The organism is Pseudomonas sp. AB39(2026), from assembly GCF_059831485.1.
Map to the genome: position 1 here is coordinate 464,816 of NZ_CP195212.1, position 20,168 is coordinate 484,983.

Here is a 20,168-nt window from a genome sequence, read left to right on the forward strand (position 1 = left end):
ATGAACCCAGGCGGCTCCTCGTCCCTCAAAGCCATGAATGCCTATCAAAAAGGAAGCAGCCATGACCACGCCAGAACAGCCCGTGTACCAGCCTACACAATTGCCGGATGACTACGACGAATACGGCACCGAGCCGCAGCAGGATGAGGGCAACAGTGATCAGTCTGGCAACCTGAAGCCGGAGCAGCCGCTCACTGACCCAGCGTGAGCCTATGGCTTTTTAGAAAGTGAAAGACTGCCGCTTGTCTGTCGCTGGCAAGCGGATTTCAGTATTGCGCAAGGCATTCTGAGGTTTGTCGACCGCGTCGGTATCAATCGGGCGCTGCAGGTTGGGCACCTTGGCCACTTCCGGGCGGTTAGGGGTGTGACTTGCCCTCCGTGCCCCGGTCTTGCCTGCGTCTCTGGAAGTTGTGGCCGCCAACGCACGCTCGACGCTTTCCACGGGCCGGGTAACCCAGGCCGCTATAAGGTTTTGAGCCTGCATCCTCTGCAGGTCAAACGCTGTAAGGCGTAGGGGATTACCTGCTTCACCTTGGCTGCCACCTGCTACGCGCGTGGTAACGTCCACCCCGCAGCCCATATGGCTGCTTACGCGTTGCCCCGGCTCCAAGGCAATGGTCTGTACGTAGTTGGGGTCGGCAATGGTGACTGTGAACCGCTGCCCTGTCAGTGGCGGTGTCAGGAAGGTGAGGGTGGCTGTGCGGCAGGCTGAATAGAAATACAGGTTGCCGGCCCGGTGCAAGTCCAGTTGGCGTGTGGGAATAGCGTCGGCAGGCACCCCTTCAAACGACACTTCAAACGCAACCTTGCGGTGATTGCTGCTTGCCAGGCCTGCACGGGACAGCTGCCCTGGCTGTGGCTCCCCAAGCAACGCTTGTATATCCAGCGCCATGGAAAGTCCCTTGTTAGGCACCTTTTCAGGCAAAGCACGTTCAGGCAAAGCACGGATACCGTCTGGCCGGGTAGTACCTTCAGGGCTAGCAGGCGCACCCAGGCTAACAGAGCGAACCAGGTTGGAGTTGGGGAATTTGATTAATTGAAGTGCGGACCTGCTTGGGCTTTCCAATGGCTTCACGCCATAGTCTGTACCTTCACCTACTGCTTCAGAGGCTACCGCGCTCACAGACGCAACCCCTGCGTTGTCAGCCTGCACCAGTAGCAGTGTGCGAGCTAGCGTGAATTTCGTCAGGCCAGCATAGTCGCCCTGGGGCACGCCGCCACCGTCCGAGAATTTGGTGTACTCCAAGGCAGGACCATGGGCACAGCCGCTCACCAGTGGATAGCTCATAACGAGCGCCAGCCAGCACCTGGTTCTCATAACGCCACCTCGCTTGCAGTCCGATTGCACCGCGACGCCTCCATAGCGCCGTTCGGTAGTGAAACCTTATCCCCGCCTTTCATCGCTGTCCAGAAAAAAGTCGGGAACCGATTAAGGAGGCTGATGTCGTGCTTGCATCATGTCTATTAGCGATAGCGCTTTGTCACGCCGGAAATTGGCTGTCGGACAACCTCATGTAGAAAGGGCTAGGAATAAAGGGGCTTGGGCTATAAACCTACTCATATGGGCTAGTTAAATCCTATCTTGTACGATAACGTAGCACTACCTGTCACCCGCCTGAGGTGTCAGCCCGCATAACGATAAAAAGTGGGAGTGTCCAGCATGCATGCCAACAAGAAAACGCATGTGCGTTATCTGATTCTGTTTCTGTTGTTCGTGGTGACTACGATCAACTACGCCGACCGGGCAACGATCTCTATCGCCGGTTCCACCATCCAGAAAGACCTGGGCATCGATGCCCTGACCCTTGGCTTCATCTTCTCGGCCTTTGGCTGGGCCTATGTCGCCGGGCAGATTCCCGGTGGTTGGCTGCTGGACCGGTTCGGCTCCAAAAGGGTGTATGCCTTTAGTATCTTCACCTGGTCGCTGTTTACCATTCTTCAAGGCTTTGTAGGCTTTATGCCGGTCGCCACGGCGGTCATGGCCTTGTTCACCCTGCGTTTTCTGGTGGGCTTCGCTGAAGCGCCGTCGTTCCCCGGCAACGCCCGGATCGTGGCCGCCTGGTTTCCTACAGCTGAGCGGGGGACAGCCTCGGCAATCTTCAACTCCGCACAATACTTTGCCACTGTGTTGTTCGCCCCGCTCATGGGCTGGATCGTGCATGCCTGGGGGTGGGAGCATGTATTTATCGTAATGGGCGGTCTGGGCGTGCTGTTTACAGCGGTCTGGATGAGGTTCCTGCATAACCCTGCCCAGCACCCGATGATCGGGGAGCAGGAGTACCGCCACATTGCTGACAACGGTGGCGTTGTGGACATGGACCAGGCTGGCAAGAAGAAAACCGGCCCGCAGTGGGGCTACGTTCGCCAGCTGCTGTCCAGCCGCATGATGTTGGGCATCTACCTGGGCCAGTACTGCATTAACGGTATCACCTATTTCTTCTTGACCTGGTTCCCGGTGTACCTGGTACAGGAGCGTGGCATGACCATTCTCAAGGCCGGCTTTGTCGCCTCGCTTCCTGCTATCTGCGGGTTTATCGGTGGCGTGCTGGGCGGGGTTATCTCGGACTGGCTGCTACGCCGTGGCCATTCTCTGACCTTTGCTCGCAAACTACCTATCGTGTGCGGTTTGTTGCTGTCCACCACCATGGTGCTGTGTAACTACGTGGCGCTGGACTGGCTCGTAGTGGGGTTGATGGCGCTGGCCTTCTTCGGCAAAGGCGTCGGTGCCTTGGGCTGGGCTGTGATGTCCGATACATCGCCTAAGCAGATCGCCGGTATCAGCGGCGGCTTGTTCAACATGTTCGGTAACATTGCCTCCATCACCACGCCCATCGTGATCGGCTACCTGATTTCAACCACTGGGTCCTTCAAGTGGGCACTGGTCTATGTGGGCGCCAATGCGCTGCTGGCCGTGTTCAGCTACCTGGTGATCGTGGGGCCTATCCGCCGCGTGCAATTGCGCGACAGCGAAGGGCGGCCATTGACTGAAACGCAACCTGTGCAAGCCTGATGATGACATTACAAGGGGCCAACCCCATGACGCAGTTGATTGAACACTCCGACTCCCCACGCTATGTGCGCTTGCACCCGGCGGACAACGTGGTGGTGGTCGTGAACGACCAGGGCGTTGCCGAAGGCAGCGTTTTCCCGGACGGCCTGACCACGGTCGAAGGTATTCCGCAAAGCCATAAAGTGGCGTTGGTGGACATTCCCAAGGGCGTGGAAGTCCGCCGCTACGGGCAGGTCATTGGCTATGCGCTCGAAGACCTGCGACGCGGCAGTTGGGTCAAGGAAACTCAGCTGGCGATGCCTTCGGCACCGCCCCTGGACAGTTTGCCCATGTCCGATGCCGTACCTTCTCCGCTGCCGCCATTGGAAGGCTTTACGTTCGAGGGGTATCGCAACGCCGATGGAACGGTAGGGACCCGAAACATTCTGGGCATCACCACCACCGTACAATGCGTGACGGGCGTGCTGGACCATGCTGTAAAGCGCATTCGCAATGAGTTGCTGCCACGTTACCCCTACGTAGACGACGTGGTCGCTCTGACCCACAGCTATGGCTGTGGCGTGGCCATCAATGCCCGCGACGCGTACATTCCCATCCGCACCGTGCGTAACCTGGCACGCAACCCGAACCTGGGCGGTGAAGCCTTGGTGATCAGCCTGGGTTGCGAAAAGCTTCAGGCCGGGCAAGTGATGCATGACAATGACCCGTCTGTGGACTTGAGCGAGCCTTGGCTGTACCGCTTGCAGGACGCCAGCCACGGGTTTGGGGAAATGATCGAGCAGATCATGGCATTGGCAGAAACCCGCCTGGAAAAGCTCAACCTGCGCCGCCGTGAAACCGTACCGGCCTCCGAGCTGATACTGGGCATGCAATGTGGAGGCAGCGATGCCTTCTCCGGCATTACCGCCAACCCAGCATTGGGCTTTGCCTCGGACTTATTGGTTCGCGCCGGGGCCACGGTGATGTTCTCCGAAGTCACCGAAGTACGCGACGCGATCTACATGCTGACCTCACGCGCCGAGACCCCTGAGGTGGCGCAGGCGCTGGTGCGGGAGATGGACTGGTATGACCGTTACCTCGACCAGGGCGCTGCAGACCGCAGTGCCAACACCACCCCTGGCAACAAGAAGGGCGGGTTATCCAATATCGTCGAAAAATCCCTCGGTTCCATCGTGAAGTCAGGCAGCTCGGCCATCAATGGCGTGGTGGGGCCAGGTGAACGCGTGACGGGCAAAGGCCTGATCTACTGCGCTACCCCAGCCAGTGATTTCGTGTGCGGCACCTTGCAGTTGGCTGCAGGCATGAACCTCCACGTTTTCACCACCGGCCGGGGTACCCCTTACGGCTTGGCCATGGCCCCGGTGGTCAAGGTCTCGACCCGTACAGAGCTGGCCCAGCGCTGGCCAGACCTGATCGACGTCGATGCCGGTGTGGTTGCGACCGGCCGTGCAACCATCGAGGAGCTAGGGTGGGAGCTGTTCCACTACTACCTGGACGTGGCCAGCGGCCGTGAACAGACCTGGGCCGAGAAGCACAAGCTTCACAATGACATCGTGCTGTTCAACCCTGCGCCTATCACCTGACAGGTACAAGCGGGCGCCGTGTGGGAAACCCTTCTCACACAGCGCTATCGCCTTGCTTTTACCTACCACGGTCGGCAAGGTAGGGCAGTCTTCCCTACCGGATCCACGCCTTCATGACTGCCAGTACTGCTTTCGTTGCCGCTCCAGTAGGGCGCGCGCAACGCGTGTCTACCCGGGTCGCTTTCTTCATCGCAGGCTTTGTGATGGCGGCCTGGGCACCGCTGGTGCCGCTGGCCAAGGCACGTGCTGGCCTGGATGACGGCACCTTGGGCGTGCTGTTGCTAGGGTTGGGGGGCGGTTCCATTATTGCCATGCCTTTTGCTGGCTATCTAACCGCGCACCGAGGCTGCCGCTGGACCATTGTGATCGCTTCATTGCTGCTTTGCTTGTTTCTGCCCTTGCTGGCAGTGGCGCCCAGTGCCATGACGCTGGGGCTCACGCTGGCGTTGTTCGGCGCCTCCATGGGCCTGCTCGATTGCGCCATGAACATCCAGGCCGTGCTGGTCGAGAAAGCCGGTGACAAGGCGGTCATGTCCGGCTTTCACGGCATGTTCAGCGTCGGTGGCATTGCTGGGGCCGCAGGTATGACGGCATTGCTTAGCCTAGGGCTCACACCCCTGTATGCCACAGGTGTCGTCGTGGTGCTGGTACTGACAGGGCTAGGGTACGCAGGCCACGCATTGCTGGCACAGGGCTCTGAGCGCGATGGCCCGCTGTTCGCGGTGCCCAAGGGCATTGTGCTGTTTCTGGGTACCTTGTGCTTTATCGTGTTTCTCACCGAAGGCGCCGTGCTGGACTGGAGCGCGGTGTTTCTGGTGTCGGTGCGTCACATGGACCCTGCTTTGGCGGGCTTGGGCTATGCCGCCTTTGCACTCACCATGACCATCGGCCGGCTGACTGGCGATGCCTGGGTCAATCGCCTGGGCGGCGCTCGCGTGGTGTTGTTCGGAGGAGCCTGTGCGGCGTTAGGGGCAGCCATAGCCGTGCTGGTGCCAGGCTGGGCGGCCTCACTGGTGGGCTTTGCCCTGGTAGGCGCGGGTTGTTCAAACATCGTGCCTGTACTCTTCTCTGCAGTAGGCCGCCAGCAACGGATGGCTCAAAGCGCGGCGGTGCCGGCCATGGTGTCGCTGGGCTACGCGGGCATCCTGCTAGGCCCGGCCACCATCGGGCTGCTCGCCCATTGGGTAAACCTTTCATGGGCTTTGGCCAGCCTGAGCGTGCTGCTGCTGTTTGTCAGTGGTAGTGCACGTTACCTGAACACACCTGCAGCGGGGCATTAGCCCTCTCAAACCTCTATCGGAGAACGCCATGCATCTCGAAGGCTCCTGCCACTGCGGCGCTGTGAAGTTCCAGCTTGAAAGCGCTCACCCGTACCCCTATCAGCGCTGTTATTGCTCCATCTGCCGCAAGACCCAGGGCGGAGGTGGGTATACCATCAACTTGGGGGGTGATGCCCGAACGCTGCAGGTAACAGGAAAAGAGGCTATCAGTGTTTACCATGCACGCGTGCCCGACGGCCAAGGCGGCTACACGACCAGCAGTGCGGAGCGGCATTTTTGCAAGCTCTGCGCCAGTGCGCTGTGGCTGTTCAGCCCGGAGTGGCCTGAGCTGATCCATCCGTTTGCCAGCGCCATTGATACTGAGCTGCCAGTGCCCCCTGAGCATACTCATTTACTGCTGGATTCCAAGGCCAGTTGGGTAGAGGTCGCTGCCAAGCCTGGTGATAAGGCGTTTGACCAGTATCCGAAAGAGTCCATCGCCGAGTGGCACCAACGGCTGGGCGTAGAACGGTGATTATTTGATCAGGCGCCATTGCCGCGGGCTAACCCCGTGCCAGCGGCGAAAGGCGCGAGAGAACGCACTGGTTTCCGAGTAACCCAGCAACGCAGCCAGCCGGGTGACTGAGGTGAGGCCTTCGCGCAGGTATCGCTGTGCCAGCTGGCGCCGAACACGCTCGACCAGTTCGGTAAAGCTGCACTGGTGATCGCGTAACCGCCGTTGCAGTGCCGAGGGTGCCAGGCCGACAGCCAAGGCCACCGCCTCCAGGCAAGGCTCGCCGCCGGGTAGCTGGGCGGCAATCTCGGTTTCAACCTGGGTTGGCAGCCCGTCATTGCAGGGCAAGCCACTGAGTTGGCGGATGGCATCCCTGACCAGCATCAGCAGCACCGGATCGCTTCCCGGCATTACCCGCCCGGCAAGGTCGGCCTTGGGAATCACCAAGGCGTTGCAGGGTTGGTCGAATGCCACATCTGCGCCAAATACAAGCCGATGCTGTTCACCATTATCCCAGCGGCTATGTTCCAGCAACACGCGGCGTGGCGCCCAACCAGGCCCCAGTACGTGCCTGACCAGGTTCATGGCCATGCCCATGGTCAGTTCGGCATCATGGCGCCGTTCATGGATAGCGGCATGGGTGATCCGGTAATCGAATCGGTAACAGTCGCCGACGTCTACCAGTTGTATCAAGGTGTCATGCTGATGGAAGGGGAAGGCTGCGGCGAAGTTGGCCAGGGCCGCTTCCAGGGTGGGTGAACAGAGCCCAACGTAGCCCAACAGGCCCAGCGCCTGGGGTTTGAATTGTTCGCCGTAGCGTAGGCCAAAGTGTTCGCACCCGGTCTGGCGTGCTGCTTCTTCCAGTACCTGGCAGTAGTTGGGCAGCGCCAGGCTCATGGTGGGATGCACCAGTTGCTCTGGGTCTACGCCGGCCCGGCCCAATACTCGGTCCAGGTCGCCCCCATGCTTGGTGATGAACGCGTCAAGGCCACTGGCTGCAGCAGACAACACGCCCTGATGAGGGTGGGCACCAGAACCGGCGCCAGGCAAGGCGGAGTGTGCAGGGGCATGCGTCACAGTTGGTTACCAGTTAAGTGAGCGTATCGGTTCTCAAGCAAAACCCATTCCTGCCTACAACCCCTAACGCGCCCAATTTTAGCCCCAGCCTAGTGCATGGGCGCCTTGTAATGCCCCGTAGCCGGGCGGCGCAAGCGATTTGACCGCAGGCGCCTGGGCACCGTCGCCTGCGGTCAAGTTTTGTAACCAAGTGCTAGCTATGCTCAGGAATAACCACGTCGGCCAACACTCAGGAAGATGACTGATGAGCGCGAACACCCTTAAACCCACCCTGGGCACCCTGCACCTGTGGGGCATTGCCGTGGGCTTGGTCATATCCGGCGAATATTTTGGATGGAGCTATGGCTGGGGGACAGCAGGCACCCTGGGCTTTCTGGTCACCACGTTGCTGGTCGCCGTGATGTATACCTGTTTCATTTTCAGTTTTACCGAACTCACCACGGCCATTCCCAATGCCGGTGGCCCCTTTGCCTATAGCTTACGTGCGTTCGGTGTTACAGGGGGTACCATTGCAGGGCTGGCCACCCTGATCGAGTTCGTATTCGCACCGCCCGCCATTGCCATGGCGATCGGCGCCTACCTCAATGTGCAGTTTCCGGCACTGGAGCCGAAATGGGCGGCGGTGGGCGCGTACCTGATCTTTATGACACTCAATATCCTGGGGGTCAGTATTGCCGCTACCTTTGAACTGGTGGTCACCGTGCTGGCCGTGGCCGAGCTGCTGGTGTTCATGGGCGTGGTAGCGCCCAGCTTCAGTTTCGCCAACTTCGCCCTGGGCGGCTGGGCAGGGCAGGACACCTTCAGCACCGGTGCGCTGGCTGGGATATTCGCAGCCATTCCTTTCGCCATCTGGTTCTTCCTGGCCATCGAAGGCGCAGCCATGGCGGCCGAAGAAGCCAAAGACCCCAAGCGCACCATCCCCAAAGCGTATATCGCGGGCATCCTCACACTGGTGGTGCTGGCCATCGGCGTCATGATTTTTGCGGGCGGCGTGGGTGACTGGCGTACGCTCTCCAACATCAACGACCCTTTGCCCCAGGCCATGAAGGCGGTTGTGGGTGATAACTCCAACTGGATGCACATGCTGGTATGGATCGGGCTGTTCGGTTTGGTGGCGAGCTTCCACGGCATCATTCTGGGGTACTCGCGCCAGTTCTTTGCTCTGGCGCGTGCAGGCTTCCTGCCTCCAGCCCTGGCCCAGCTGTCCCGATTCCAGACGCCACACCGCGCAATCATTGCCGGAGGCGTTGTAGGCATCGCGGCCATCTTCAGCGACGGGTTGATCAACCTGCAAGGTATGAGCCTCACGGCGGCCATGATCACCATGTCGGTATTCGGCGCCATTGTGATGTACATCGTCAGCATGCTGGCCCTGTTCAAGCTGCGCCGCAGCGAGCCTGGCCTGGAGCGCAGCTTCCGAGCACCCGGCTATCCTGTAGTACCCGGCATTGCGCTGGCCCTGGCTGTGGTATGCCTGGTGGCGATGATCTGGTTCAACGGCCAGGTGGGCCTGGTCTTTCTGGCATTGATGGTACTGGGCGCGATGTTTTGCACCTTTGTGCGCGGGCGCACGCCTAAGCTCAATGCCGTGGCTAACGAGGGGTGAACCATGTACAGCCAGACCATTGGCAGCATGACCTGGCAATTTGACGACCTGCGCAGCCTGATGGCCAAGGCCAGCCCGGCCCGTTCCGGTGACGCCTTGGCAGGCATCGCCGCTGCCAGCGATGCAGAGCGCGCCGCGGCTCAAATGGCGTTGGCTGATGTGCCGCTCACACAGTTTCTTGATGAGGCGGTGATCCCGTATGAAACCGATGAGGTTACCCGGCTGATCATCGATACCCACGATGCCCAGGCCTTCGCCCTTGTGCGGCACTTGACCGTAGGCGGCTTTCGCGACTGGCTGCTCAGCGAAAGCGCCACCGGCCAAGTGCTGGCGGCGCTGGCGCCAGGCCTTACGCCAGAGATGGCGGCGGCGGTGTCCAAGTTGATGCGGGTCCAGGACCTGATCCTGGTAGGGCGTAAGCTGCGTGTGGTGACGGCCTTTCGTGGCACCCTTGGCCTGGCAGGGCGCATGTCGACCCGGCTGCAGCCTAATCATCCCACAGACGACCCTGCCGGGATCGCCGCCAGCCTGATGGACGGGCTGCTGTACGGCAATGGCGACGCCATGTTCGGCATCAACCCGGCCAGCGACAGCCTGCCGGCCATCATCGAACTGCTGAAGATGCTGGACGGGGTGATACAGCGCTACGAGATCCCCACCCAGGCCTGTGTGCTCACCCATGTAACGTCATCGATTGCTGCCATTGAGCGGGGCGCGCCGTTGGACTTGGTGTTTCAGTCCATTGCCGGCACCGAAGCAGCCAATACCAGTTTCGGTGTAAGCCTGAAGGTACTTCAGGAAGGTTACGACGCGGGGCTTAGCCTCAAGCGCGGCACTGTGGGCAACAACCTTATGTACTTTGAAACTGGCCAGGGCAGTGCCCTGTCGGCCAATGCCCACCATGGGGTAGACCAACAGACCTGCGAAGCGCGTGCCTATGCCGTAGCACGGCATTTCAACCCTTTTCTGGTGAATACTGTGGTGGGCTTCATTGGCCCCGAGTACCTGTACAACGGCAAACAGATCATCCGCGCCGGCTTGGAAGACCATTTCTGCGGCAAACTGCTGGGTGTGCCCATGGGCTGTGACATCTGTTACACCAACCATGCCGAGGCCGACCAGGATGACATGGACACCCTGTTGACCCTGTTGGGCACGGCAGGGGTGAATTTCATCATGGGTATCCCCGGGTCTGACGATGTCATGCTCAACTACCAGACCACTTCGTTCCACGACGCGCTTTATGTACGCCAGGTGCTGGGCCTGCGGCCTGCGCCGGAATTCGAAGCCTGGCTGGCACACACCGGCATCCTGGGCCAGCAAGGCACCGAGTGGCGCCTTGGCACGCACCTGCCCACGGCCTTTGCCGGCGCACTGGCCCACATTCGATAGGGGAATGGCATGACCGACACGCCTCGCAACTCAGTTTCGGCAGACCCCTGGCAGGCCTTGCGTGCCTTGACTCCCGCCCGGATTGCCTTGGGCCGGGCCGGGACCAGCCTGCCTACGGCCGCTCAGCTCGATTTTCAGTTTGCCCATGCCCAAGCCAGGGACGCGGTCCATGTGCCGCTGGAGGTGGCCGCGCTCATAAGCGAGTTAGAAGGCCAGGTGATTGAGCTCCACAGCGCGGCCAGTGATCGCCTGGTGTACCTGCAGCGCCCGGACCTGGGCCGCCAGCTGAGTGCTGACAGTGTGGCCATGCTGGATGCCATTGCGGTGAAGCGGGGGCTGGGGTGTGACCTAGCCATCGTGATCGCCGATGGTTTGTCCTCATTGGCCGTACAGCGTCATGCCGCACCCATGGTCTCGCGGATACAGCATCTTGCTCAGGAAGAGGGCTGGGAGGTGGCACCTTTGGTAGTTGTCGAACAGGGCCGTGTGGCGGTGGCAGACGAGGTGGCCCAGCGGCTAGGGGCGCGTATGGTTGTTAACCTGATCGGCGAACGGCCCGGCCTCAGTTCCCCGGACAGCCTAGGGCTCTACTTTACGTATGCGCCCCGGGCAGGCCTGACCGACGCGGCACGCAACTGCATCTCCAATGTGCGGCCCCAAGGCCTTAGCTACGCCACGGCCGTGCACAAGTTGGCGTACCTGATGCGCGAAGCCTGCAAGCGCGGGTTGTCTGGCGTGAGCCTCAAGGACGAAGCCGAAGTGCCTCTGATCGATAATGGCCCGGAGCAAGGGCCTGGTAATTTCCTGCTGCGCTAGGCCGGTGTAGGACTGGGCGCAGCCCGGGAACCAACGGTCACCGTGTCAGCGCCGCGCCGTGCCGCGCTTCAATGGCCTGCCACAACCGGGCATCAGTGAAGTCATCAATCACCAGGTCTGCACCCGCGGCCAGCAGGGTGGCGGCGCTCTGACTGGTGGCCAGCCCGACTGTGAATAGGCCGGCAGCCTTGGCAGCCGTCAGGCCAGGGATCGAGTCTTCGAAGGCCATGGCGCTGTCGGCCGTCGCACTCAGCCTGTCCAGCCCCGTCAGGTACGGCAGCGGGTCCGGTTTGGAGCGGGCCAGTTCCTCTGCGACCACTACGCTGGCAAAGGCGCCCTGAAGGCCAGCGCAGCCAGCATATGGTCGGCGTTGGCCCGAGGAGCGTTGGTCACGACCACGCGGCCAATGACATGAGTGGTGGCATAGGCCAGCAAGTCGGTCAGCCCGGCAATCGGCTCCAGGGAGGTAGACAGCTCACGGAAACGGGCTTCCTTGCGATCTGCAAAGTCGCAGTGTGCTTCTACACTGCGTTCCGGGAACAACAGGGCGCACATTTCGGCATTGGCCCGGCCAGCACATAGCACGTCGAAGTCTGCTTCAGTAAAGGCACGGCCCTCTTCTTCCCACAGCAGCTGCTGAATAGCCAACAGGTGGAGCTTGTCGGTATCGGTCAGAGTGCCATCAAGGTCAAACAGCAAAGCGGTGAGCATGGTTGCGTCCAGGGCTGCAAAAGGACACCGAGGGTAACAGGGCCAGTGGCTTGCGCTCAAACCATGAGTACCTCATGTTCGGCACCGGCTGGCGGATGAAGGTTGAAGCTGGAGGCGGCTGTATGTATAACCAGCCCCAAAGTGACTTGGACCGGCTGGCGTGAACCCTCTCGATAACCCGTTCTATTACCTGCATAACTTTGAACAGGCTCTGGCGTGGCTTGGCCAGCGCTATGCCGACGTGCTCGACACCGCAGAGCGGGAGTTCCTAGAGGGTTTCAAGGGCCTGCCGCAGAATGCCCGTGCCTTGCTAGTGCGGCTTATCATGCGCAAAGGGGAGCATTTCCGTCGGGACAAACTTAGCTATGTGGAAATCGGCGATCCTGCTCATGCGGCAGCACCGCTATTGGCGCAAGGCTGGCTCTGCGACAATGCCCCGTTAACCCTGAGTGACCTGTTTTCGTTGTTTGGGAAGCCTGAGTTGCGCATAGGCTTCGCGGACCATGGCTTGCCGGCTGCCGCACGCAAGGACCAGTGGTTCGAGGCGCTGGCACATTTGCACGACCGTTGTGAACCGCTGCAAGGGTGGTGGCCCGCCTGTGAAGACGCGGTGTGGGTGCTGAGCGTACGGGCCCTGTGCGAGCGCCTACGCATGCTGTTCTTTGGCAACCTGCGCCAGGACTGGTCGCAGTTCGTGCTGGTCGAGCTGGGCATCCAGCGCTTTGAACAGGTGGATTTCCCCCTCAGCTCACGCGCCATTCGCCACCGCGACGACCTGCACATCGCCATGGGCTTGGCTGCTTGTGCGCAGGCACTGGAAGAGGGCGCCACAACAGGCGAACTACTGCCGACACTGCAGGGGCTGGGTTCCGACAACCCTTGGCTGGCCGGGCGGCAGCAGAAGCTGCTGTTCCGCCTGGGCCAGCAGTGCGAGCGTGACGCCGACTGGCCCCTGGCGCTTGAATTGTATGGCCAGTGCGCGTGGCCGGGTGCCCGCCTGCGCCATGTGAGGGTGCTGGAGCGCAGCGAGCAATTCACGGACGCGTTGGCGCTGGCCGAACAGGCCATGCAGGCCCCCGAAAGCCCGGCGGAGGTACAAGGCCTTGAGCGGATGCTGCCACGGCTGCGTCGCGCCCTGGGGGAAGCTGTCAAGGTCCGGCGTAGCCCCTCGGCCGTGGAGCGTATCGACCTGTGCCTGCCTCGCCACCCCAGTGTGGAGCGGGCTGTGGCTGAAGCCTTGCAGGCCAGCGAAGCGCCCGTGGCCTACGTGGAAAATACCCTGTTCAACGGGCTGTTTGGCCTGTTGTGCTGGCCGGCGTTGTTCGCCCCAGTGCCGGGCGCTTTTTTCCACCCTTTCCAATCCGGCCCGCTGGACCTGCACCAGCCAGATTTCAGCCATCGGCGAGGTGACTTGATCCAGCGTTGCCTGAGCGAGCTGGAAACAGGGGCCTACCGCACCACGATTCTGGAGCGGTTTACAGCCAAATTAGGCCTGGCCAACCCCTTCGTGCATTGGGGGGCGATGTCTGGGCCGCTACTTGAACTGGCCTTGACCTGTATTCCACCGGCTCACTTGCGTGCGTGTTTCGAGCGCCTGCTGCAAGACCCTAAAGCCAACCGCACGGGGATGCCAGACCTGATTCAGTTCTACCCGGCTCAAGCCACCTACCAGATGATTGAGGTCAAAGGGCCAGGGGATCGGTTGCAGGATAACCAATTGCGCTGGATCGCGTTCTGCAACGCCCATGGCTTGCCGGTCAAGGTCTGCCACGTGCGCTGGGACGCTGGTGCCGAGGTCGCTCAGCCCGCATGACGCTGACGGTAGCCGTACGTGCCTTGTGTGAGTTTACGGCTCGCGAAGGCGACCTGGACCTGCGCTTCACTCCTTCACCCAGCGCTTTGGAGGGTGTACTGGGCCATCAGCAGGTCACAGACCGCAGGGGTGCGCAGTACCGGCGCGAAGTGACCCTGGCCGGGGAATACAAAGGTTTGAAGGTACGAGGCCGCGCTGATGGCTTTGACCCAGGCCGGGGGTGCCTGGAGGAAATCAAGACGCACCGTGGCGATCTGTCCCGGCAGCCTGCCAACCATCGAGCGCTGCACTGGGCCCAGGCCAAGGTGTACGCCTGGCTGCTGTGTGAGGCCGAGGGTTTGGCAGCTGTCAACGTGGCGCTGGTGTACTGGCATGTGGATATGGAGCGGGAAACCCGCTTCGAGGCCGCTTATACTGCTGAGGCGCTCAAGGCGTTCTTCGCGCAGCAATGCGAGGCGTTTCTGGCCTGGGCCGCTCGCGAGCAGGCGCACCAGGCGCGCCGCGACGGCTTTCTCGATGCCCTTGCGTTCCCTTACGCAACCATGCGCCCAGGCCAGCGGCAACTGGCCGAGGCCGTCTACAAAGCAGCAAGCCTGGGCCGCTGTGTATTGGCCCAGGCACCGACGGGTATTGGCAAAACCCTAGGCACGCTGTTTCCCCTGCTCAAGGCCATGCCTCGCCAGGGCGTGCAGCGTATCTTCTTCTTGACGGCCAAGACGCCGGGCCGGCAATTGGCCTTGGATGCACTCCATCAGTTGCAGCCCGCGCAGGCCGGAACGCGGCCTGTGCGCGTGCTGGAGCTGACTGCGCGGGAGAAGGCGTGCGAATACCCCGGCACCGCCTGCCATGGTGACGCTTGCCCATTGGCCAGAGGCTTCTACGACCGCCTGCCTGCAGCCAGGGTCGCCGCCGCCGACCGCGGCATGCTGGACCGCGCTGCGCTGCGTGAGCTGGCCCTGACCCACCAGGTGTGCCCGTATTACTTGAGCCAGGAAATGGCCCGCTGGGCCGACGTGATCATAGGTGACTACAACTACTACTTCGACTTGAGCGGTTGGTTGTATGCGCTGGCCCAGGCCCAGGAGTGGAACTACGCCGTGCTGGTGGACGAAGCCCATAATCTGGTGGACAGGGCGCGGAGCATGTATAGCGCCAGCCTGGACCAGCGTGCGATCAAAACCTTGAAAGATGCGCCACTGGCTGGCACCAGCGCAGCCTTGCGTACGCTTAACCAGCACTGGTCCGCCCTGGTCAAGGCCCAAGGTGAGGGGTACCACGGTCAGCCCGCCGTGCCGGGGCAGTGGCTCAGCGCCTTGCAGCGGTGCATCAGCCTGGTGAGCGAGCGGCTGAATCTGGAGCCTGCTTCGGTGCCTGCGCCCTGGTTGGAGTTCTACTTCCAGGCCCTGCAGTTCACACGCATCGCTGAGCTGTTCGGCGAGGCCTATGTGTGCGACCTGGAGGTCACCGCAACAAAGAAGCGGCTATCCGGGCGGCTGAACCTGCGCAATGTAATCCCCGCCCCGGTATTGGCGCCCAGGCTGGCCCGTGCGCGCAGTTGTGTGTTGTTTTCGGCCACCCTGACACCGGCCCACTATTTTGCCGACCTGTTGGGGTTGCCGGATAAATGGGTCTGGGTGGAGGTCGCCTCACCATTCAGTGCCAGCCAGCTGCAGGTGCGGCTGGCTGCTGATGTGTCTACACGTTACGCTGACCGGCAGCAGTCCTTGGCCAGCGTGGCGCAGATCATTGCAGAGCAATATGCCCGTCGGCCCGGTAATTACCTGGCGTTTTTCAGCAGCTTTGACTACCTCAATCAGGTGGTTGACCGATTGGCTGAGGGCTACCCCTCGCTGCCTGTGCGCTGCCAGCAGCGGGGCATGGACGAGGCGGCACGCCAAGCCTTTATCGATGGCTTTGACGCGGCGGGGCAAAGTGTAGGGTTCGCCGTGCTGGGCGGGGCCTTTGGTGAGGGAATCGACCTGCCAGGTGCGCGCTTGATAGGCGCCTTTGTCGCCACGCTGGGGCTGGCACAGGTAAACCCCGTCAACGAACGGTTCAAGCAGCGGATGCAGGCACGCTTCGGAAATGGCTATGATTACGTCTACCTGTATCCAGGCCTGCACAAGGTGGTGCAGGCGGCGGGCCGGGTGATTCGTGCCGAAAGCGACGTAGGGACGGTCGTGCTGATCGATGATCGCTACGGGCAGGCACGGGTCCAACAGTTATTACCTAGCTGGTGGCCGGCTGCCGAGCCCGTATGACAGCGGGTTACTCCACGCCTGCCAGGGGCAAGGATCATTCTCGTCGCAGGGCGGTCGAAGGGTCGGTAAACTGCCCCTGTTTGATACCCACACGAGGTTTTGCATGACGCACAGTCCGCTCGCGGGCAAGCCGGCACCCGCCGACCTGCTGATCGATATCCCTAGCCTGGTCACTGCTTATTTTTCACGCAAGCCCGACCCGTCGGTCACTACCCATCGCGTGGCATTCGGCACCTCCGGCCACCGCGGCAGCTCGTTCGACAACAGCTTCAACGAAGACCACGTGCTCGCCATCAGCCAGGCGATCTGCCTGTACCGCAAGGCCAAGGGTATCGACGGGCCACTGTTCCTGGGGATCGATACCCATGCACTGTCCACGCCGGCCGGCATCAGCGCGCTTGAGGTGTTTGCCGCCAATGGCGTTGAGGTGATGCTGGCCACGGATGACGAGTACACACCTACGCCTGCACTGTCCCATGCCATTATCTGCTACAACCGTGGCCGTACTTCGGGCTTGGCCGATGGGGTGGTTATCACGCCTTCCCACAACCCGCCACAGAGTGGTGGGTTCAAGTACAACCCACCCAATGGCGGGCCGGCCGACAGCGACGTGACCAAGTGGATCGAAGCCAAAGCCAATGAGCTGTTGGAAAGTAGGTTGGAGGGTGTAGCGCGCATACCTTACGAACGCGCGCTCAAGGCCGGCACCACTCACCGCCACGACTTCCTCAACACCTACGTGGCGGACCTGGGCAATGTGATTGATTTCGATGCCATTCGCGGGGCAGGCCTAAAACTGGGGGTGGACCCCCTTGGTGGTGCCGGTGTGCGGTATTGGCCCGCTGTTGCCGAGCATTACAAGCTCGATCTGGACGTGGTCAACCGCTACACGGACCCGACCTTCCGTTTCATGACCCTGGATTGGGACGGTCAGGTACGGATGGACCCTTCTTCACGGGACGCCATGCAAGGCCTCATCGGTTTGAAAGACCGCTACGATGTGGCCTTCGCCTGCGACCCGGACCACGACCGCCACGGTATCGTGACGCGCAGTGGTGGTTTGCTGGCCCCCAATAACTATCTAGCTGTGAGCATCGATTACCTGTTCCGTCACCGCCCCCAATGGCGCGCAGACGCCGCAGTGGGCAAAACCGTTGTAAGCAGTGGCTTGATCGATCGGGTGGCTAGCCGTTTGAAGCGGGAGCTGTTCGAAGTGCCCGTGGGCTTCAAATACTTCGCCGCTGGCCTGTTCGACGGTTCCCTGGGGTTTGGTGGGGAGGAGAGTGCAGGTGCTTCGTTCCTGCGCCGTGACGGCACGGTATGGAGTACTGACAAGGACGGCCTGATCCCTGGCCTGTTGGCCGCTGAAATGACGGCACGCACGGGCAAGAATCCTCACCAGTTATACCGTGATATGGTGGCAGACCTGGGAGAGCCTTTTGCTACGCGTGTAGATGCCAAAGCCAGCCCGCAGCAAAAGGCGGCCTTGGGCAAACTAAACGCCGAGCAGATTACCTCAACTTCATTGGCCGGCGAGCCCATCGAGCGCGTTTTGAGCAAAGCGCCGGGGAATGACCAGGCCATCGGTGGGTTGAAAGTGATGACGGCCAATGGCTGGTTCGCAGCGCGGCCTTCCGGTACGGAAGATATCTACAAGATCTATGCTGAAAGCTTCAAGGGGGACGATCACCTTAAACAACTGGTGGCTGAAGCCCAGCAACTGGTAGACACAGCCATCTCGAACTAAACCCCAAACCCGGCCTAGGCCGGGTTTTCAACGCCCGATTTAAAAGCTATAAAAATTCTAGATTAGTTAAGCAACCTATTGTTTTTAAGAAATAAAACACCTTGATCTCGAAACTACGTGAATTATGGAAAGGTCTTTTCCATACATGGACTGAGCTTCCTCCAGGGGCCCCTGGCAGTGCGCCCCTGCCTGATCGTGATCCCCCGCGCTGTGCCCCAAAGGTTGCCAGCCGGCCATCGCCGGTAACTCAGCACGCTCATTCAGAGGGCGCCCCCAGTGCGCCCATGTTTGGGGAAGCCCGCCTTGTCATCACGCCAGCAGTACGCAAACGCATGAGGGCCGATGCGGCCCGTTTGCTGCCGGAAGGTACGCTCCCCACAGCCGCCCAGTGGAAGGTGATTTTCAGCGACGCTCACGCTACCTGTGTGGTCGCCGGGGCAGGTTCTGGAAAGTCCAGTAGCCTGGTGCTGCGTATTGTTCTGCTCACCTGCTATTTGGGCGTTCCTTTGGCGGAGATCAGCGTCGTGACCTTTACTCGGGCCTCTCGGGAAGATTTCGTCCATCGCCTGACCTATTTCCTTTCTTTATGGGGCCAGACACTGGTGCCCACTGAAGCCCGACGGTATGTGACGACCTTTCATGCCATGGCACTAGGGTGGGCGCGAACGCTACCTGGATGGGCTGAGGTTCAAGCTTTCGAAAGCCTGGGTGGGCACAAAACGGATGACAACCCGCTGCAGCTTAAAATAGGCGATGTGCAGCGCCAACACCTTACAGCTTGTTTCAACAAGCTGTGTATGACCGATCCTGTATTCAAAGGCCTTGTGCACACCCTGGTCGCCGAAGCGCGTGCTTTACCAAAGCTTGCTCCTGAACATCCAGACGTGCAACGGCGCTTGGCAGGGCTTATCCCAGCAGCCAAGCGGGACCTGAAACTGACCCAGTTGATCGAACAGCAGTGGCGTAAAGCTGGGCACTGGCCACATCCAGGCATTCAACCTGTTCAGAGCTCTCACACCTTGCTGGGCCAAACCTTCCACTGCCATGGTTACCTGCCAGCCCTGGAGGCCTGGGTGATGCTGGGCCCGGACACGTCCACTGCACGTAGTAAGGGCGAGGATGCAGGGCTTAGCATCGGTAGCCAGTGGTTGGTAAAGCGAACATTGTTTCAAGCTTTCTTTGATAAACCCCTGATATTGATCGAAAAAGCTTCAGAGCTTGAAGCGCTTTTCGAGCCCCCTAATGCCAGCGTTACCTATTGCCTTTCCGGTGAGCGCCATGCTCAGCCCCTGCTAGACCTTTTGCTTTCAACCGCTACCTTTATGGAGAACATAGGGTTAGAGGCTAAAGAGGCATCGAGGGCTCTGTTCGCTGGCCAAGATGGGCTGTTCTTCCAAATCCTTTCACGCTTCTGGCCTGCACTAGAAGTTTATTTAGGGGAACAGTCTCCTCCTGTAGTCACGTATAACCGGCTGTTTGCCACGTTTACCTCAACCAAGAGCCACGCCCTGGCTGCGTTGGCATCAAGCCAGATTAGTGCCTTACGGCACTTGATGGTGGATGAGTTTCAGGACGTTTCCCCCAATATCGCAACTTGGTTGCAGGCCGCATTGCGCGATCGCTATCGACGAGACCCCGAGCTGCCTGCGAGCCTGATGTGTGTGGGAGACGACTGGCAGTCTATTTACGGCTGGCGCGGTAGCGACGTGCAGTATTTTCTACGGTTCAAGGACGTTTTTCCTGCACCCGCGTCTCGCCGGTTGATACTTAGAGATAACTTCAGAAGTACCACGCAAATCGTTGATGCAGCAGAGCATATTGTTCGAAACGTTAGGTCCGTAGCAGGCAAGGGTTCGATCACTCATACCACGGGAACAAAGGTACAAATCCTCACCAAAGACATGAGTAAAGTGGTGCAACTAGCTGATTCTCATATCAAATCAAACCAGACCTTACTGGTGTTGTTTAGGAGCACACGGGACGATCCAAGCGGTGACCCAGGCATGCGCGGATTATTGAAGGCACATGGTCACAGCTCATCTACCAATGCCCGTTTACGATGCATGACCATTCACGCATCCAAAGGGCTGGAGGCTGACGTGGTGATTCTGCTGGGCGACTCCGTAGCCAGGAAAGGTTTGGAACATCGCAACCGATTGTACAAATTAGCGGGGATCGGGCGCGTTGCGGACAGCACGCCTTATGACAGTACTCAGGCTGACGAGGCCTTGCGCCTGGCCTATGTTGGCATCACCCGAGCAGCGCAGGCTGTGTATTGGTGTGTAGACGCAAGCAGCGAAATACCTGGGCAGGTGAGTGCTGTGGCTCAAGCGGTGGGCGGCGAATGTGGCTTCGAGGACCGAAGAGCTCAGTCCTGAT

At 60.4% G+C, this 20,168-nt stretch carries 14 protein-coding genes and 1 pseudogene; 12 read left to right on the plus strand and 3 right to left on the minus strand.

Features of this window, described 5'->3' with window-relative positions:
* The first annotated feature begins 61 nt into the window (after positions 1-61).
* Positions 62-208, plus strand: a complete 147-nt coding sequence (locus ACSAMW_RS02020) for a hypothetical protein (protein ID WP_500592426.1) — start codon at positions 62-64, stop codon at positions 206-208.
* A 12-nt stretch (positions 209-220) separates the two neighbouring features.
* Here the strand turns inward: ACSAMW_RS02020 and ACSAMW_RS02025 are convergent, their stop codons facing one another.
* Positions 221-1,288 carry a hypothetical protein gene (locus ACSAMW_RS02025; protein ID WP_500592427.1) on the minus strand — a complete coding sequence of 356 codons (1,068 nt, stop codon included), beginning with the start codon at positions 1,286-1,288 and terminating at the stop codon, positions 221-223.
* 372 nt (positions 1,289-1,660) lie between these two features.
* Between ACSAMW_RS02025 and ACSAMW_RS02030 the strand changes: the two genes are divergently transcribed.
* The 4 genes from ACSAMW_RS02030 (at position 1,661) to ACSAMW_RS02045 (ending at position 6,387) form a co-directional block, all read left to right on the plus strand.
* On the plus strand, positions 1,661-3,010 hold the full coding sequence (locus tag ACSAMW_RS02030; protein ID WP_500592428.1) for an MFS transporter: 1,350 nt from the start codon (positions 1,661-1,663) through the stop codon (positions 3,008-3,010).
* A gap of 26 nt (positions 3,011-3,036) precedes the next feature.
* Complete coding sequence (gene garD / locus ACSAMW_RS02035) at positions 3,037-4,593, plus strand: galactarate dehydratase (protein ID WP_500592429.1); 1,557 nt, start codon at positions 3,037-3,039, stop codon at positions 4,591-4,593.
* A gap of 113 nt (positions 4,594-4,706) precedes the next feature.
* The gene (locus ACSAMW_RS02040; RefSeq protein ID WP_500592430.1) at positions 4,707-5,873 is read left to right on the plus strand and encodes an MFS transporter; all 1,167 of its coding nucleotides are present in this window, start codon (positions 4,707-4,709) and stop codon (positions 5,871-5,873) included.
* 28 nt (positions 5,874-5,901) lie between these two features.
* Positions 5,902-6,387 carry a GFA family protein gene (locus ACSAMW_RS02045; protein ID WP_500592431.1) on the plus strand — a complete coding sequence of 162 codons (486 nt, stop codon included), beginning with the start codon at positions 5,902-5,904 and terminating at the stop codon, positions 6,385-6,387.
* Here the strand turns inward: ACSAMW_RS02045 and qhpR are convergent, their stop codons facing one another.
* On the minus strand, positions 6,388-7,416 hold the full coding sequence (qhpR, locus tag ACSAMW_RS02050) for an AraC-like transcriptional regulator QhpR (protein WP_500593942.1): 1,029 nt from the start codon (positions 7,414-7,416) through the stop codon (positions 6,388-6,390). It lies immediately after the preceding gene.
* 271 nt (positions 7,417-7,687) lie between these two features.
* On the opposite strand from qhpR, the gene eat reads away from it, so the two are divergent.
* From eat to eutC, 3 genes are read left to right on the plus strand one after another with little or no spacing between them, the layout of a single operon-like run.
* Entirely contained in the window at positions 7,688-9,049 is a 1,362-nt protein-coding gene (gene eat / locus ACSAMW_RS02055; RefSeq protein WP_500592432.1) for an ethanolamine permease, read from the plus strand.
* A 3-nt stretch (positions 9,050-9,052) separates the two neighbouring features.
* On the plus strand, positions 9,053-10,441 hold the full coding sequence (locus ACSAMW_RS02060; protein ID WP_500592433.1) for an ethanolamine ammonia-lyase subunit EutB: 1,389 nt from the start codon (positions 9,053-9,055) through the stop codon (positions 10,439-10,441).
* A 9-nt stretch (positions 10,442-10,450) separates the two neighbouring features.
* Complete coding sequence (gene eutC, locus ACSAMW_RS02065) at positions 10,451-11,257, plus strand: ethanolamine ammonia-lyase subunit EutC (protein WP_500592434.1); 807 nt, start codon at positions 10,451-10,453, stop codon at positions 11,255-11,257.
* Between the two features lie 37 nt (positions 11,258-11,294).
* On the opposite strand, the pseudogene ACSAMW_RS02070 reads toward eutC, so the two are convergent.
* A pseudogene (locus ACSAMW_RS02070) lies at positions 11,295-11,968 on the minus strand (HAD family hydrolase).
* Positions 11,969-12,128: 160 nt separating this feature from the next.
* On the opposite strand from ACSAMW_RS02070, the gene ACSAMW_RS02075 reads away from it, so the two are divergent.
* From ACSAMW_RS02075 to ACSAMW_RS02090, 4 genes are all read left to right on the plus strand, one after another.
* On the plus strand, positions 12,129-13,781 hold the full coding sequence (locus ACSAMW_RS02075; protein WP_500592435.1) for a VRR-NUC domain-containing protein: 1,653 nt from the start codon (positions 12,129-12,131) through the stop codon (positions 13,779-13,781).
* Entirely contained in the window at positions 13,778-16,042 is a 2,265-nt protein-coding gene (locus ACSAMW_RS02080; protein ID WP_500592436.1) for a helicase C-terminal domain-containing protein, read from the plus strand. The genes ACSAMW_RS02075 and ACSAMW_RS02080 overlap by 4 nt, the downstream gene beginning before the upstream one ends.
* A 103-nt stretch (positions 16,043-16,145) precedes the next feature.
* Positions 16,146-17,789 (plus strand): phosphoglucomutase (alpha-D-glucose-1,6-bisphosphate-dependent), encoded by a 1,644-nt coding sequence (gene pgm / locus ACSAMW_RS02085; protein WP_500592437.1) that lies wholly within the window; start codon positions 16,146-16,148, stop codon positions 17,787-17,789.
* 332 nt (positions 17,790-18,121) lie between these two features.
* Positions 18,122-20,167: a UvrD-helicase domain-containing protein gene (locus ACSAMW_RS02090; RefSeq protein ID WP_500593943.1), complete on the plus strand. Its 2,046-nt coding sequence runs from the start codon at positions 18,122-18,124 to the stop codon at positions 20,165-20,167.
* Position 20,168 lies beyond the last annotated feature (1 nt).

Excerpts from the sequence above, each read along its gene's own strand:
- ACSAMW_RS02020 (WP_500592426.1), top strand. The coding sequence starts at position 62 with ATGACCACGCCAGAACAGCCCGTGTACCAGCCTACACAATTGCCGGAT.
- ACSAMW_RS02030 (WP_500592428.1), top strand. The coding sequence starts at position 1,661 with ATGCATGCCAACAAGAAAACGCATGTGCGTTATCTGATTCTGTTTCTG.
- eutC (WP_500592434.1), top strand. The coding sequence starts at position 10,451 with ATGACCGACACGCCTCGCAACTCAGTTTCGGCAGACCCCTGGCAGGCC.
- garD (WP_500592429.1), top strand. The coding sequence starts at position 3,037 with ATGACGCAGTTGATTGAACACTCCGACTCCCCACGCTATGTGCGCTTG.
- ACSAMW_RS02060 (WP_500592433.1), top strand. The coding sequence starts at position 9,053 with ATGTACAGCCAGACCATTGGCAGCATGACCTGGCAATTTGACGACCTG.
- ACSAMW_RS02080 (WP_500592436.1), top strand. The coding sequence starts at position 13,778 with ATGACGCTGACGGTAGCCGTACGTGCCTTGTGTGAGTTTACGGCTCGC.
- ACSAMW_RS02025 (WP_500592427.1), bottom strand. The coding sequence starts at position 1,288 with ATGAGCTATCCACTGGTGAGCGGCTGTGCCCATGGTCCTGCCTTGGAG.
- ACSAMW_RS02040 (WP_500592430.1), top strand. The coding sequence starts at position 4,707 with ATGACTGCCAGTACTGCTTTCGTTGCCGCTCCAGTAGGGCGCGCGCAA.
- ACSAMW_RS02090 (WP_500593943.1), top strand. The coding sequence starts at position 18,122 with ATGAGGGCCGATGCGGCCCGTTTGCTGCCGGAAGGTACGCTCCCCACA.
- ACSAMW_RS02045 (WP_500592431.1), top strand. The coding sequence starts at position 5,902 with ATGCATCTCGAAGGCTCCTGCCACTGCGGCGCTGTGAAGTTCCAGCTT.
- eat (WP_500592432.1), top strand. The coding sequence starts at position 7,688 with ATGAGCGCGAACACCCTTAAACCCACCCTGGGCACCCTGCACCTGTGG.
- pgm (WP_500592437.1), top strand. The coding sequence starts at position 16,146 with ATGACGCACAGTCCGCTCGCGGGCAAGCCGGCACCCGCCGACCTGCTG.